This is a genomic window from Streptomyces sp. YIM S03343, assembly GCF_054729195.1.
Genome location: NZ_JBPUKX010000003.1, coordinates 139655 through 155072 on the forward strand (window position 1 = coordinate 139655; position 15418 = coordinate 155072).

1 protein-coding gene is annotated in these 15418 nt (G+C 73.7%); it reads right to left on the bottom strand.

Going from position 1 to position 15418, the window contains the following annotated elements; genetic code table 11:
- Positions 1-55: 55 nt before the first annotated feature.
- A complete protein-coding gene (locus ACSYGN_RS40925; protein WP_460405986.1) occupies positions 56-15403 on the bottom strand; it encodes a type I polyketide synthase in 15348 nt (5115 codons plus the stop codon).
- Between the last annotated feature and the right edge of the window lie 15 nt (positions 15404-15418).

The following is a 15418-nucleotide window of genomic DNA, read 5'->3' on the forward strand; positions in this document are numbered from 1 at the left end:
TGACATGCGGGAGTGGGGCGGCCGACCCGAGAGCGTGCGGTCGGCCGCCCCTCGGTCAGGCGTCGCCGAGTTCGGTCTCCAGGAACCGGCGCAGTTCGTCGTCCGACACCTCGTCCGGATGGGCGCTGTGGTCGGTGCGGTGGGTTTGGTCGGTGTCGGCCGTCTGTCCCAACGGGAGTGCGGCCGCGTCGAGTTGGTCGAGCAGCCGCTGGAGTCGGCTGCGGAGTGCGTCGTGGAGTCCGTCGTGGAGTCCGGGGGCGAGTTCGTCGTGCGGTCCGGCTTCGGCCAGCACCTGCTGGAACTCTCCTTCCATGCGATCGAGTTCGCGGTCGAGTCGCTCGAGTGCGCCCGTGCCGCCGTCAGCTGTGGCCTCAACCGACATTGGGGCCATCCTGGTGAGGAGATGGGCCGCGAGGCCCTCCGGGGTCGGGTAGTCGAACAGCAGCGTGGCCGGGAGGCGGACGCCGGTGAGGGCGGCGAGCCGGTTGCGCAGTTCGACGGCGGTCAGGGAGTCGAAACCGACCTCCAGGAAGCCCCGTTCGGGGTCGATGGTGTCGGCTTCCGCCGAGTCGTAGCCCAGGACCAAGGCCGCCTGGGTGAGTACGGCCCTGAGGACGGCGGCGTGCCGGTCCGGCTCCGGAAGGGCGGCCACGCGCTCCCGCAGTCCCTCGGCGGCGTCCGGTACGGGGGCCGTGGTCGCGTTGTTGGCGCGCGCCAGTCGCCGGGTGCGCGGCGATACGACGTCTCGCAGCAGGTCCGGCACCGAGCCGTCCGAGGCCCGCAGGCCCGCGGGGTCGAGTGCGGCCGGGGCGAGGAAGGTCTCCGTGGTGCCGAGCGCGGTGTCGAACAGGGCGAGGGCGTCCCCCGTGTCCATGGGCAGCACCCCGCCGCGTTGCACCCGGCGCCAGTCTGTCTCGCCCAACTTGCCGGTCATGCCGCTGCGTTCGGCCCACAGTCCCCACGCCAGCGACAGTGCCGGGTGCCCGGCGCCGGCGCGGCGGGCGGCTAGGGCGTCGAGGAACGCGTTCGCCGCCGAGTAGTTGCCCTGTCCGGCACCGCCGAGCGTCCCGGCGAGCGAGGAGAACAGGACCAGGGCGACCGGAGCGGCGGCGTCCCGGGTGAGGGTGTCGAGGTGCAGAGCGGAGTCGGCCTTGGCCCGCAGGACGGTGTCGAGGCGCTCGGGGGTCAGCGACTCGACCACGCCGTCGTCCAGGACACCCGCCGTGTGGACTACGGCGGTCAGGGGGCGGTCGGCCGGGATCCCGGCGAGCAGTTCGGTGAGCGCGGCGCGGTCGGCGGTGTCGCAGGCGGCGAGTGTCACCTCGGCGCCGTGGGCGCGCAGTTCGTCGGCCAGTTCGGGCATTCCGTCGGCGTCGGCGCCGCGGCGGCTCACCAGGAGGAGGGCGCGGGCGGAGTGCGCGGTGACGAGGTGGCGGGCCACCTGCCGGGCGAGCACCCCGGACGCCCCGGTGACCAGGACCGTGCCGGATGCGTCGAAGCGGGCCGGGGCCTCGTCGGCGGGGGTGCGGACCAGACGCGGGGCGAGGACGGCGCCGTCGCGCAGGGCCGTCTCCGCCTCGCCTCCCGCGAGTGCCGTGGGCAGCAGGGCGAGGGAGGCGGCGGTGCCGTCGTGGTCGAGGAGGCCGAAGCGGCCGGGGTTCTCGTTCTTCGCGGTGCGGATCAGGCCCCATACGGCGGCCTGCGCCGGGTCGGTGAGGGCCGCGTCGGCGTCAGCCGTGGTGCCGGTGCCGTCCGCCGCGGCCACCGTGACGCCGGTCGCCACGGCGTGGCGGGTGGCGAGCACCAGCCGTGCCTCGGCGAACGTCTCGTCGCCCAGCCAGGCCACGGCCAGTTCCAGCGCCCGCGCCGTGGTCAGCCGTACGGCGTCGTCGAGGGCGCTGTCCGTGGCGGGTACGACGGCCAGCACCGTCGTCGGCAGCGGTGCCCCGGCGTCGACGGCGGCGCGCAGGGCGTCGAGGGTGTCGTAGCGGGTCACGCCCCCGGCAGCCAGGGCCTCGTCCGCGCCGATGACGGCGAGGGAGCCGCCGTCGTCTCCGTCCCGCAGGTCGGCGTGCACCCACCGCACCCGGTGCAGCTCCGCCGCGCCGGTGACCGGCCGCGGTGTCTCGGCCGGGCGCAGGACCAGGCCGTCGATGCCGGCGACCGGTGCGCCGGTGGCGTCGGCGACCCGGACCGCGTAGCGCCGCTCGCCCCGCGGGGTGAGCCGTACGCGCAGCGCAGCGGGCCCGGCCGCGGTCACCGTCACTCCGGTGAAGCCGAACGGCATGAGTGTGGGCCCGTCGGGGTCGGCGGCGAGGGCGACGGTGTGCAGGGCGGCGTCCAGCAGGGCCGGGTGGACGGTGAAGTCCTCGGCGCGCCACGCGCTTTCCTCGGGGGCGATGTCGGCGTAGATCTCCTCGCCGAGGCGCCATGCGGCGCGCAGGCCGCGGAAGGCGGGGCCGTAGTCGAAGCCTCCGGCGGCGATCCGGTCGTAGAGGCCGGAGACGTCGAGGGGTTCGGCACCGGCGGGCGGCCAGGCGGTCGTGCCGAGCGGCTCGGCCAGTTCCGTGATTTCGTCGTCCGCGAGGGTGCCCCCGGCGTGCCGGACCCACGGCAGGCCCTCGTCGCCGTGGGCGCTCAGCGGGCGTGCGTGCACGGTGAGGGCGCGGCTGCCGGAGCCGTCGGAGGGGGCGACGGTGACCTGGAGCTGGACGGTGCCGGTGGCCGGGAGGACCAGGGGTGCCTCCAGGGTGAGGTCGGCGATCCGGGCGGCACCGGCGCGTTCGCGGGCGTGCAGGGCGAGTTCGAGGAACGCGGTGCCCGGGAAGAGGACGGTGTCGCCGAGCGCGTGGTCGCGCAGCCAGGGCTGGCGTTCCACGGAGACGGTGCCGGTGAGCAGCACGCCGTCCGAACCGGCCAGCGGTACGGCCACGTCGAGCAGCGGGTGCCCGGCGGCCTCGACGCCGGTGCGGGCGAGGTCCCGTATGCCCGGGGTGGACTCGAGCCAGTAGTGGCCGCGCTGGAACGGGTAGGTCGGCAGGTCCACTTGGCGGGCGCCGAGCGATGCGAGCAGCGTGGCCCAGTCGGGCGCGTGGCCGCGGACGTGCAGCCGCGCGAGTGCGGCGGTGAACGACTCGGGTTCGTCGGTGTCGCGGCGCAGCAGGGGTACGAGGGTGGCGTCGACGGTGACGGATTCGCCGGCCAGCGCGGTCAGTACCCCGCCGGGGCCGATCTCGACGTAGGTCGTGACGCCCTGCTCCTCCAGGGTGCGCACCCCGTCGGCGAACCGTACGGCCTCGCGGACCTGGCGGGCCCAGTGGCCGGGGTCGCCGAGTTCGGCGGCGCCGTAGGGAGCGCCGGTGACGGCGGAGACGACGGGCAACTGTGGTGCGTTGTAGGTGAGTTGTGCGGTGACGGCGGTGAACTCGTCGAGCATGGCGTCCATGCAGGGCGAGTGGAAGGCGTGGCTGACGTTCAGGCGCCGGGTCTTGCGGCCCTGGACGGCGAGCGCGCTGGCGACGGCGGTGACCGCGTCCTCGTCGCCGGAGATCACGGTGGCGAGCGGGCTGTTGAGCGCGGCGATCGACGCCCGCCCCTCGTGCCCGGCGAGCAGGTCCAGCGCCTCCAGCACCTCCTCCTCGGATGCCTGGACGGAGATCATGGCACCGCCTTCCGGCAGGGCGGCCATGAGGCGTCCGCGGTGGGCGACCAGCAGGCAGGCGTCCTCCAGGGAGAGCACCCCGGCGATGTGCGCGGCGGCGATCTCGCCGACGGAGTGGCCGAGGACGACATCGGGCTTGAGGCCCGCACTCTCCATCAGCCGGTACAGGGCGACTTCGACGGCGAACAGCCCGGCCTGGGTGTAGTCGGTGCGGTCGAGGAGGGCCGCCTCGGGGGTGTCCTGCTCGGCGAACAGCACGTCGCGCAGGGGGAGTTCGAGGTGCGGGTCGAGGTGGGCGCAGACGGTGTCGAGGGCGTCGGCGAAGGCGTCGTAGGCGGCGTAGAGGCCGAGGCCGGTACCGGGCCGCTGGGCGCCCTGCCCGGAGAACAGGAAGGCGACCTTGCCGGAACGGGCCCGGTCCACGGTGAGTTGAGGGTGTTCGCGGTCCTCGGCGAGCGCGGTGAGGGCCTCGGTGAAGACGGCGGGGTCGTCGGCGACGACGGCAGCCCGGTGGTCGAAGGCGGCGCGGCCGACGGCCAGGGACAGCGCGAAGTCGGCCGGGTTCGCCGGGGAGAAGTCGCGCGGGTTCGCCGGGGATCGGGTGGTGGTGACGCGGTCGAGCAGTCGGCGGGCCTGGTCGCGGAGGGCGGCGGCGGTGCGGGCGGACAGCAGCCAGGGGACGGCCACCGGTGCGGTGGGGGCCTTGGGCAAGGTTTCGGTCTCGGCCTCCTGGAGGATGACGTGCGCGTTGGTGCCGCTGACGCCGAACGCGGAGACACCGGCGCGGCGCGGCGCGGCGCCCCGTTGCTCCCAGGTCCGCTCCTCGTCGAGCAGCCGTACGGCGCCGGACGACCAGTCGATGTGCGGCGAGGGCTGCTCGGCGTGCAGGGTGCGGGGCAGGACGCCGTTGCGCAGTGCCATGACCATCTTGATGATCCCGGCGACGCCCGAAGCGGCCTGTGTGTGGCCGATGTTGGACTTCAGGGCGCCGAGCCACAGCGGCCGGTCGGCGGGCCGGTCCTGTCCGTAGGTGGCAAGCAGGGCCTGGGCCTCGATGGGGTCGCCGAGGACGGTCCCGGTGCCGTGCGCCTCGACGGCGTCCACGTCGGCCGGGGTGAGCCCGGCGGCGTCGAGGGCGGCGCGGATGACGCGCTGTTGGGCGGGTCCTCTGGGCGCGGTGAGGCCGTTCGAGGCACCGTCCTGGTTGACGGCGGTGCCCGCGACGGCGGCGAGGACGGGGTGGCCGTGGCGGCGGGCGTCGGACAGACGCTCCAGCAGGAGCAGGCCGACGCCCTCGGCCCAGCCCGCGCCGTCCGCGTCCGCGGAGAACGCCTTGCAGCGGCCGTCGGGCGACAGGGCGCGCTGGCGGCTGAACTCGACGAAGGTGTCCGGTGTGGAGATCACGGTGACTCCGCCCGCGAGGGCCAGCGTGCACTCGCCGGAGCGCAGGGCCTGCACGGCGAGATGCAGCGCCACCAGCGACGACGAGCAGGCCGTGTCCACGGTGACCGCCGGTCCTTCGAGGCCGAAGGTGTAGGCGATACGGCCGGAGGCGACGCTGCTGGCACTGCCGGTGGCCAGATAGCCCTCGAGCCCGTCGGGGGCCTGCCGGGCGCGGGTGCCGTAGTCGTTGTAGTTGGAGCCGACGAAGACGCCGGTACGGCTGCCGCGGACCTTCCCGGGGTCGATCCCGGCCCGCTCCAGCGCCTCCCATGACGTCTCCAGGAGCAGCCGGTGCTGGGGGTCGACCGCGACGGCCTCGCGGGGCGAGATACCGAAGAAGGCGGGGTCGAACGCATCGGCGTCGTAGAGGAATCCGCCGTGCCGGGCGTAGCTGTGGCCGGGTTTGTCGGGGTCGGGGTCGTAGAGGCTGTCGACGTCCCAGCCGCGGTTGCCGGGGAACTCGGAGATGGCGTCGGTGCCGTCGGCGACCAGCCGCCACAGCTCCTCGGGCGAACGCACCCCGCCGGGGAAGCGGCAGCCCATGCCGACGATGACGATGGGGTCGTCGGTGACGGGCTGCGTTCGCGAGGTGACGGACCCATCGGCCTCGGCGAGCACCGGACCGTCGTCGAAGCCGTCGAACAGCTCGGTGTCGAGGTGGGCGGCGAGCGCGGTGGCCGACGGGTGGTCGAAGACCAGGGTGACGGGCAGGCGCAGGCCGGTGGCCTCGGCGAGGCGGTTGCGCAGTTCGACGGCGGTCAGCGAGTCGAAGCCGAGGTCGCGGAAGGCGCGGCTGTCGGGCACGGCGTCGGCGTCGGTGTGGCCGAGCACCGAAGCGGCCTGGGTGCGGACCTCCGCGAGCAGCGCGGCGCGGCGGTCGGCGGGGGTGAGGCGGCGCAGCCGGGCGGTCAGCGGCGGCCCGTCCTGGACGCCGCCCTCCTTCTCCGCGCTGCTCTGCGGGAGGGCGGGGAGGGCCTGGGCGGTGCCGCGGGCCTCGGGGAAGTCGCGCAGTGCGGCGAAGGCGCGGACGGTGACGAGCTTCCAGTCGACGTCGGCGACGACGAGGAACTCCTCGTCCTGGTCAAGGGCGTGCTGGAGTGCGGCGACGGCCAACTCCGGCTCCATGGGGGGCACTCCGTCGCGGCGCAGCATCGCGGCGACCTCGTCGCTGACCATGCCGCCCCCGGCCCAGGTGCCCCAGGCGATGGAGGTGGCGGGCAGTCCGTCGGCGCGGCGGCGGGCGGCGAAGGCGTCGAGGAAGGCGTTGGCGGCGGCGTAGCTGCCCTGGCCGGAGCGGCCGAGGGTGCCCGCCATGGAGGAGAACAGCACGAACGCGGAGAGGTCGAGGTGCCGGGTGGCCTCGTGCAGGGCGAGTACGGCGTCCGCCTTGGGGCGCAGCACCCCGTGGGTGCGCTGCGGGGTGAGGGCGTCGATGACGCCGTCGTCGATGACGCCGGCGGTGTGTACGACGGCGGTCAGGGTGCCGCCGCCGGGCAGGTCGTCGACCAGCTGCCGTACGGCGTCCCGGTCGGCGACGTCGCAGGCGACGACGGTGGCCACCGCGCCCAACTCGGCGATCTCAGCGACGAGTTCGGCGGCGCCGGGGGCCTCGGGCCCGTGCCTGCTGACCAGCACCAGGTGTTCGGCGCCGCCGCGGGCGAGCCAGCGGGCGACATGCCGGCCGAGTCCGCCGGTGCCGCCGGTGACCAGGACGGTGCCGCTGGGCTGCCAGGCCGGGCCGTCCGGTCGCGGGCCGTCGCCGGCGCGGACGAGACGGCGGGTGAACAGGCCCGAGCCGCGCAGGGCGACATGGTCCTCGTCGAGACGGTCGGACAGGACAGTAGCCAGACGCCGCCCGGCCCGTTCGTCGAGTGTGCCGGGCAGGTCGATCAGGCCGCCCCAACGCTGCGGGTACTCCATGGAGGCGATCCGGCCGAGGCCCCAGGCCATGGCCTGGAGCGGGTGCTCGGGCGGGTCGTTGCGGTGCGCGGCGACCGCGCCCCGGGTGGCGCACCACAGGGGTGCGTCGATCCCGGCGTCACCGAGCGACTGGATGAGGCCGGTCATCAGGACGAGTCCGGTGGGCAGCACGCACTCATCGGCCCAGGGGCGCTCGTCGAGAGCGAGCAGCGACAGCACTCCGGCGACCGGTCCGTCGGCGGTCTCCAGCCGCAACAGGTCGGCGAACCGGTCGCGTTCGGCCTCGGGCTCGCCCGCGACGAGGATGCGCAGGGCGCCTGCGCGGTCCCGTACGGCGGTGATCACGTCGCGTACGAGGGGGTCGTCCTCGTGGCCCTCGGGGACGACGACGAGCCAGGTGCCGTGCAACTCGGGTGCGGACCCCAAGTTGGGGGCGGACCTGCCGTGCAACGCCGGTGCGGACGCGCTTGGTTCGGGCTTCGGGCGCCAGACGATGCGGTAGCGCCAGCTGTCCGTGGTGGAGCGATCGCGCCGGGTGCGCCGCCAGGAGGACAGGGCCGGTACGACGCTGCCCAGCGACTCGAGCGACTCCATGTCGTCCAGACCGAGCGTCTCGGCGAGTGCGGTGACGTCGCCGTCCTCGACCGACGCCCAGAAGCCGTCGTCGGCGAGATCGACACCGGCCAGCATGACCGGGTCGGCGAAGGAGCCGGTGGGCTCGGGGGCGGCCAGCCAGTAGCGCTGGTGCTGGAAGGGGTAGGTGGGGAGGTCGGTGTGGTGGGGGTGGGTGCCCTCGAAGACGGGGGTCCAGTCGACCGTGACTCCGTGCGCCCATGCCTCACCCAGGGAGGCGTAGAGGCGGGTGAGGCCGCCCTGGCCTCGGCGGAGGGTGCCGGTGACCAAGGCCTCGGCGGCTCCGGCCGACGCTACGGTCTCGACTGTCTCGGCGACGGGGACGGTGAGCACCGGGTGCGGGCTCATCTCGAGGAACGCGCCGTGGGTGACGGCCAGCTTCCTTACGGCGGGCTCGAGTTGGACCGTCTGCCGGAGGTTCGTGTACCAGTAGGCCGCGTCTGTGTCGTCCGACTCCAGCCACTCACCGGTGACCGTGGAGAGGAACGGTACCTCGGGGACGCGGGGGACGATGGGCGCGAGGACGTCCAGCAACTCGTCGCGGATCAGCTCGACGTGGGCGGAGTGGGAGGCGTAGTCCACCTCGATACGGCGGGCGCGGACGTCGCTCGTATCGGCGTAGGCGACCAGCTCGTCCAGCGCGTCCGCGTCACCGGAGACCACCACGGACGTAGGCCCGTTGACGGCAGCGACGGAGATACGGCCGTCCCAGCGGGAGATCAGCTCCTCCACCCCGTCCCGGGTCAGCGCGACGGACACCATCCCGCCCCGCCCGGCGAGCGCGATGATCGCCCGGCTCCGTAGCGCTACGACACGCGCCGCGTCCTGGAGCGAAAGCGCCCCGGCCACGACGGCCGCCGCGATCTCGCCCTGCGAGTGGCCGATCACCGCCGAGGGCCGGACTCCGAACGACTCCCACACCGCGGCCAGGGACACCATCACCGCCCACAGCACGGGCTGCACCACATCCACCCGGTCGAAGTCCTTGCCCTCACGGACGACTTCGACCAGCGACCAGTCCACGAAGGGGCTCAGCGCGGCGGCGCACTCGCCGAAGCGGGCGGCGAACACCGTGGAGGTGTCGAGGAGTTCGACGGCCATGCCGACCCACTGCGCGCCCTGCCCGGGGAACACGAAGACGGTGTCGATGTGCTCGCCGAGGCGCTGGGTGACGCCCCGGACGACGGCCGGGGTGGCCTCTCCGGCGGCGAGGGAGGTGAGGGCGGCGAGGAGTCCGTCGCGGTCGGCGCCGACGACGACGGCCCGCTCCTCCAGCGCGGCACGCCCGGTGGCCAGGCTGTGCGAGACGTCGACCGGGTCGAGGTCACCGGCCGTGACGGCCGACAGCAGCCGCTCGGCCTGGGCGCGCAGCGCCTGCTCGGAGCGGGCCGACAGCAGCCAGGGCGGTGCGGCCGGGACGGCGGACGCTGAAGCCGCCTGCGACGCGGGCTCCGTCTCCGACTCCGGCGCTGGCTCTGGCTCTGGCTCCGGCTCGTTCTCGGGCTGCTCGATGATCACGTGGGCGTTGGTGCCGCTGACGCCGAAGGAGGAGATACCGGCGCGCCGGGGCCGGTCGTCCGTCGTCCAGGGCCGGGCCTCGGACAGCACCTCGACGGCGCCGGACGACCAGTCGACGTAGGGCGACACCTCGTCGGCGTGCAGCGACTTCGGCAGGACGCCGTACCGGATCGCCTGGACCATCTTGATGATCCCGGCCATGCCCGAAGCGGCCTGCGAGTGACCGATGTTGGACTTCACCGAGCCGAGCCACAGCGGCCGACCGGCGGGCCGTCCCTGACCGTAGGTCGCGAGCAGGGCCTGCGCCTCGATGGGGTCGCCGAGCTTGGTGCCGGTGCCGTGCGCCTCGACGACGTCCACGTCGGCGGTGGACAGCCGGGCGTCGGCCAGGGCCGCGCGGATCACTCTCTGCTGGGATAGCCCGTTCGGAGCCGTCAGACCATTGCTGGCGCCGTCCTGGTTGATGGCGGAGCCGCGGATCACGGCCAGCACCTGGTGGCCGTTGCGCCGCGCGTCGGACAGCCGCTCCAGCAGGATCATGCCGACGCCCTCGGCCATCCCCATGCCGTCGGCGTCGGCGGAGAAGGGCTTGCAGCGGCCGTCGGTGGCGATGCCCCGCTGGCGGCTGAAGCCGACGAGACCGATGGGCTCGCCCATGATCGCGGCGCCGCCGGTAAGGGCAAGAGAGCACTCCCCCGAGCGCAGGGCCCGGATGGCGAGGTGCATGGCGACCAGCGCGGAGGAGCAGCCGGTGTCCATGGAGACGGCCGGGCCCTCCAGACCGAGGGTGTAGGAGATGCGGCCGGAGGCGATGCTGGTGACGGTACCGGTGATCAGATGGCCCTCCAGGCCCTCCGGTACCTCGGTGCGTGAGCCGTAGCCCTGGTGGGAGACGCCGAGGAACACGCCGGTGGGGCTGCCGTGCAGGCTGTCGGGCGCGATACCGGCGCGCTCCAGGACCTCCCAGCTCGTCTCCAGCAGGAGCCGCTGCTGCGGGTCCATCGCGGTCGCCTCGCGCGGCGAGATACCGAAGAAGGAGGCGTCGAAGTCGGCGGCGTCGTGCAGGAAGCCGCCCTCGCGGGCGTAGGTCTTACCGTGCCGGTCGGGGTCGGGATCGTAGAGGTTGTCGACGTCCCAGCCGCGGTCGGTGGGCAGCGAGGACACGGCGTCGGTCTCCTCGACGACCAGTCGCCACAAGTCGTCGGGTGTGGTGACACCGCCGGGGAAGCGGCAGCCCATGGAGACGATGGCGATGGGCTCGTCGTCGCGGGAGTCGGGGGCATTGCGCGCGTCGTAGGCGGGGACGGCCTCGGAGGCGGCGGGTGTGCCGACGGGGCCGTCGGGTACGAGGCCGGCGCGCAGGAAGCGGACCAGTTCGCGGATGTTGGGGTGGTCGAAGACGATCGTCGCCGGAAGTCCGAGACCGGTGGCGGAGTTGAGGCGGTTGCGCAGTTCGACGGCGGTGAGCGAGTCGAAGCCGAGTTCGCGGAAGGCGCGGTTCACGGCGATGTCGGTGCCGTCGGCGTGGCCGAGCACCCCGGCGACCTCGGTGCGCACCAGCTCGGACAGAGTCCGGTCCCGCTCGGCGGGGGACATCGCGGCCAGTTCGGCGCGCAGGGCGTCGGCGCGGCTGACGGCGCTCGCCACCACGGCCTCGTCGGCCTTCATCACCTCGGTGACCTCGGGCACCTCGTGCAGCAGGGGGCGCGGGTGGGCGGCGGTGAAGACCGGGACGAAGCGCTCCCAGTCGATGTCGGCGACGGCGAGGAAGGTGTCGTCGTGGTCGAGGGCCTGCCGCAGCCCCTCCACGGCCAGGGTCGGCTCCATGAACGGGATACCGCGCCAACGCAGCTGCTCCCGCACGATGTTGACGGCCATGCCGCCGCCCTCGGGGCTCCAGATGCCCCATGCGAGGGAGGTACCGGCGAGCCCGCGGGCGCGGCGGTGGTCGGCGAGCGCGTCGACGTAGGCGTTGCCCGCGGAGTAGGCGCCGTGGTCGCCGCTGCCCCAGGTGCCGGCGACGGAGGAGTAGAGCACGAACGCGTCGAGGGGGGCGTGGTCCTCACCGAAGAGCGCGTCGAGGTTGGCGGCGCCGAGCACCTTGGCGCGCAGGCCCTCGGCGAAGAGGTCGAGATCCGTCTCGGCGAGCGGGGCGAGCAGTCCGACGCCCGCCGTGTGCACGACGGAGCGGATCTCGGGGCCCTCCGCCTCGACCTGGGCGACCAGTGCCGCAAGAGCGTCACGGTCGGCGACGTCGCAGGCGGCGACGGTCACCCGGCAGCCCAGCGCGGTGAGTTCGTCGTGCAGTTCCTGGGCGCCGGGGGCGTCGAGGCCGTGGCGGCTGGTGAGCACCAGGTGCTCGGCACCGCTACGGGCGAGGAGACGCGCGGCGTGCCCGCCGAGGCCTCCGGTGCCGCCGGTGATCAGGGCGGTGCCGGTGGTGGTCCAGGTACGGGGGGCGGTACGACCGGTCGGCGAGGCGGTACGGCCGGACAGCGGGGCGGTACGGCCGGACAGCGGGGCGGTACGGCCGGACAGGGGGGCGGTACGGCCGGACAGCGGGGCGCGGACCAGGCGGCGGAGGTAGGTGCCGGAGGGGCGCAGCGCGAGCTGGTCCTCGTCACCGGCCGCGGCGAGGGCCGCGACGAGGGCCGCTCCGGTGCGCTCGTCGAGTTCGGCGGGGAGGTCGATCAACCCGCCCCAGAGCTTGGGCTGTTCGAGGGCGGCGACACGGCCGAGGCCCCAGACGACGGCCTGGAGCGGGTGCAGTACGGGGTCGTCGGCGAGGCCGGTGGTGGCGGACTCGGTGGTCAGCAGGTAGAGGCGGGCATCGGTCCCGGCGTCGATGAGCCCTTGCAGCAGGGCGACCGACTGGGTGAGGCCGACGGTGGGTCCGGCGTGAGCGGGCGCGGGCCGCTCGTCGAGGGCGAGCAGGGACACCACTCCGCGCACGGGATTGGCGGCGTCGGCGGCGGCGATGTCCGTCAACTGCTGTGCCACGGCGGCCCGGTCGAGGTCGGCCACCCCCATGATCACGGGCACGGCGGCGGCCCCGGCCTGGACGAGCAGGCGAGTGACATCTCCTACGAGTTCGTCGTCCTGGTGCGCCTCCGGGACGACGACGAGCCAGGTGCCGTCCAGCTGGGCCGCGGGTGAGCCGTGTTGGGTCGCGAGTGAGCCCTGTTCGGGCTGCGGGCGCCAGACGATGCGGTAGCGCCAGCTGTCGAGGGTGGAGCGGTCGCGGCGGGTGCGGTGCCAGGAGGAGAGGGCCGGTACGACGGTTTCCAGGGCCTCGGTGTCGGGGGTGAGGCCGAGGGTGCGGGCGAACTCCTCAAGGTCGCCTTCCTCCACCGTCTTCCAGAACGCCTCGTCGAGCGGGTCGGCGGCAGCGGTGGCGGTGGGCTTGGGTGCGTCGAGCCAGTAGCGCTGGGGCTGGAAGGCGTAAGTGGGGAGGTCGACGCGGTGGGGGTGGGTGCCGGTGAAGACGAGGGTCCAGTCGACCGTGACTCCGTGCGCCCATGCCTCGCCCAGGGAGGCGTAGAGGCGGGTGAGGCCGCCCTGGCCGCGGCGGAGGGTGCCGGTGACCAGGGCCTCGGCGCCGGTCGACTCCACGGTCTCGGCTACCGGGACCGTGAGCACCGGGTGCGGGCTCATCTCCAGGAAGGCACCGTGCCCGTCGGCGACCAACGTCCGGATCGCGGGCTCCAGTTGGACCGTCTGGCGGAGGTTGGTGTACCAGTAGGCGGCGTCCGTGGCCGCCGAGTCCAGCCACTCCCCGGTGACGGTGGAGAGGAACGGGACGTCCGGCTCAAGCGCCGTGATCGGGGCGAGGACGTCCAGCAACTCGTCACGGATCAGCTCGACATGGGCGGAGTGGGAGGCGTAGTCCACCTCGATACGGCGGGCGCGGATGTCACTCGTATCGGCGTACGCAACCAGCTCGTCCAGCGCGTCCGCGTCACCGGAGACCACCACAGACGTAGGCCCGTTGACCGCAGCAACCGAGACCCGGCCGTCCCAGCGGGAGATCAGCTCCTCGACCCCGTCCCGGGTCAGCGCAACGGACACCATCCCGCCCCGCCCGGCAAGCGCAATGATCGCCCGGCTCCGCAGCGCCACGACACGCGCGGCGTCCTGGAGCGACAGCGCCCCGGCCACAACGGCCGCCGCGATCTCGCCCTGCGAGTGGCCAACGACCGCCGAGGGCCGCACGCCGTACGACTCCCACACCGCCGCGAGCGACACCATGACCGCCCACAGCACCGGCTGCACCACGTCGACGCGGTCGAAGTCCCGCCCTTCACGGACCACATCCACCAGCGACCAGTCCACGAAGGGGCCAAGGGCTGAGGCGCACTCCTCAAACCGGGCCGCGAACACGGGCGAGGAGTCGAGGAGTTCGACGGCCATGCCGACCCACTGCGCGCCCTGTCCCGGGAACACGAAGACGGTGTCGATGGCGTCGCCGGGATTCTCGGCGAGGCCGCGGGCGACGGTGGCGGGCTGCTCGCCACGGGCGATGGCGTGCAGGGCGGCTAGGAGTTCGGCCCGGTCGGCGCCGACGACAACGGCCCGCTCCTCCAGCGCGGCACGCCCCGTGACCAGCGTGTGGGCGACATCGACGGCGTCGAGGTCACCTGTCTCCACGGCGGCGGCGAGCCGCTCGGCCTGGGCACGCAAGGCCTGCTGGGAGCGGGCCGACAGCAGCCAGGGCAGGGCGGCAGGGGCCGGGATCGGTACCGGACCGGCGGAGGAGGCGGAGGAGGAGGCGGTGTCCGGCGTACCGACCGTGTCTACGGTGTCGACCGTATCGGGGGTGTCCGGCGGGGCCTGCTCCAGGACGACATGGGCGTTGGTGCCGCTGCCGCCGAAGGAGGAGACACCGGCGCGGCGGGGGCGGCCGGTCTCGGGCCAGTCGACGGACTCGGTGAGGAGTTTCAGGGCGCCGCTGGACCAGTCGACGTGGGTGCTCGGCTCGTCGAGGTGCAGGGTCTTGGGGAGGACGCCGTGCCGTAGCGACTCGACCGTCTTGATCACGGAGGCGACGCCCGAAGCGGCCTGGGTGTGGCCGATGTTGGACTTGATGGAGCCCAGCCACAGCGGCCGGTCGGCGGACCGGTCCTTGCCGTAGGTGGCCATCAGGGCCTGTGCCTCGATGGGGTCGCCGAGCTTGGTGCCGGTGCCGTGCGCCTCCACCATGTCCACGTCGTCGGGAGTGAGCCCGGCGTCGGCGAGGGCGGCGCGGATGACCCGCTGCTGGGAGGGGCCGTTGGGAGCGGTGAGGCCGTTGGAGGCGCCGTCCTGGTTGATGGCGGAGCCGCGGATCACGGCCAGCACCTGATGGCCGTTGCGCCGCGCGTCGGACAGCCGCTCCAGCAGCAGTACGCCGACGGTCTCGCCCCAGCCGGTGCCGTCCGCGCTCTCCGCGAACGGCTTGCAGCGGCCGTCCGCCGCGAGCCCGCGCTGGCGGCTGAACTCCACGAAGTTGCGGGTGCTCGACATGACGGTGGCGCCGCCGCTGACCGCCATCGTGCACTGGCCGCTGCGCAGGGACTGCAGGGCGAGGTGCAGGGCCACGAGGGACGACGAGCACATGGTGTCGAGGCTGACGGCGGGTCCCTCGAAGCCGAAGCTGTAGGAGAGCCGGCCGGACAGGACGGCCGCGGAACCGCCGGTGAGCAAGTGCCCCTCGACGCCGTCGGGCGCCTGGGTGCCGTCGACGGCGTACCCCTGGTTGCTGGAGCCGATGAACACACCGGTGCTGCTGCCGCGCAGGGTGTTCGCGTCGATGCCGGCGCGCTCGAACAGTTCCCAGGTGGTCTCCATGAGGAGCCGCTGCTGGGGGTCCATGGCCAGGGCCTCGCGCGGCGAGATACCGAAGAACGAGGCGTCGAACTCGGCGGCGTCGTAGAGAAAGGCGCCTTCGCGGACGTAACTGGTTCCGGGCCGGTCAGGATCCGGGTCGTAGAGGGCGTCGAGGTCCCAGCCGCGGTCGGTGGGCAGCGCCGCGACCGTGTCGGTGCCCTCGGTCACCAGCGTCCAGAGGTCCTCCGGCGTGCGCACCCCGCCGGGCATACGGCAGGCGGTGGCGACGACGGCGACGGGCTCATGCTCACGGGACTCGAACTCGGCGAGCCTGCGGCGGGTCTGCCGCAGATCCGTGGTGACCCGCTTGAGGTAGTCGCGGAGCTTGCCCTCGTTGCCCTCGTTGCCCTCGTTGTTTTCCATGGTTTTTTCCATATG

Coding starts and splice junctions, on each gene's coding strand:
- ACSYGN_RS40925 (WP_460405986.1), bottom strand. CDS start 15,403: ATGGAAAACAACGAGGGCAACGAGGGCAACGAGGGCAAGCTCCGCGAC.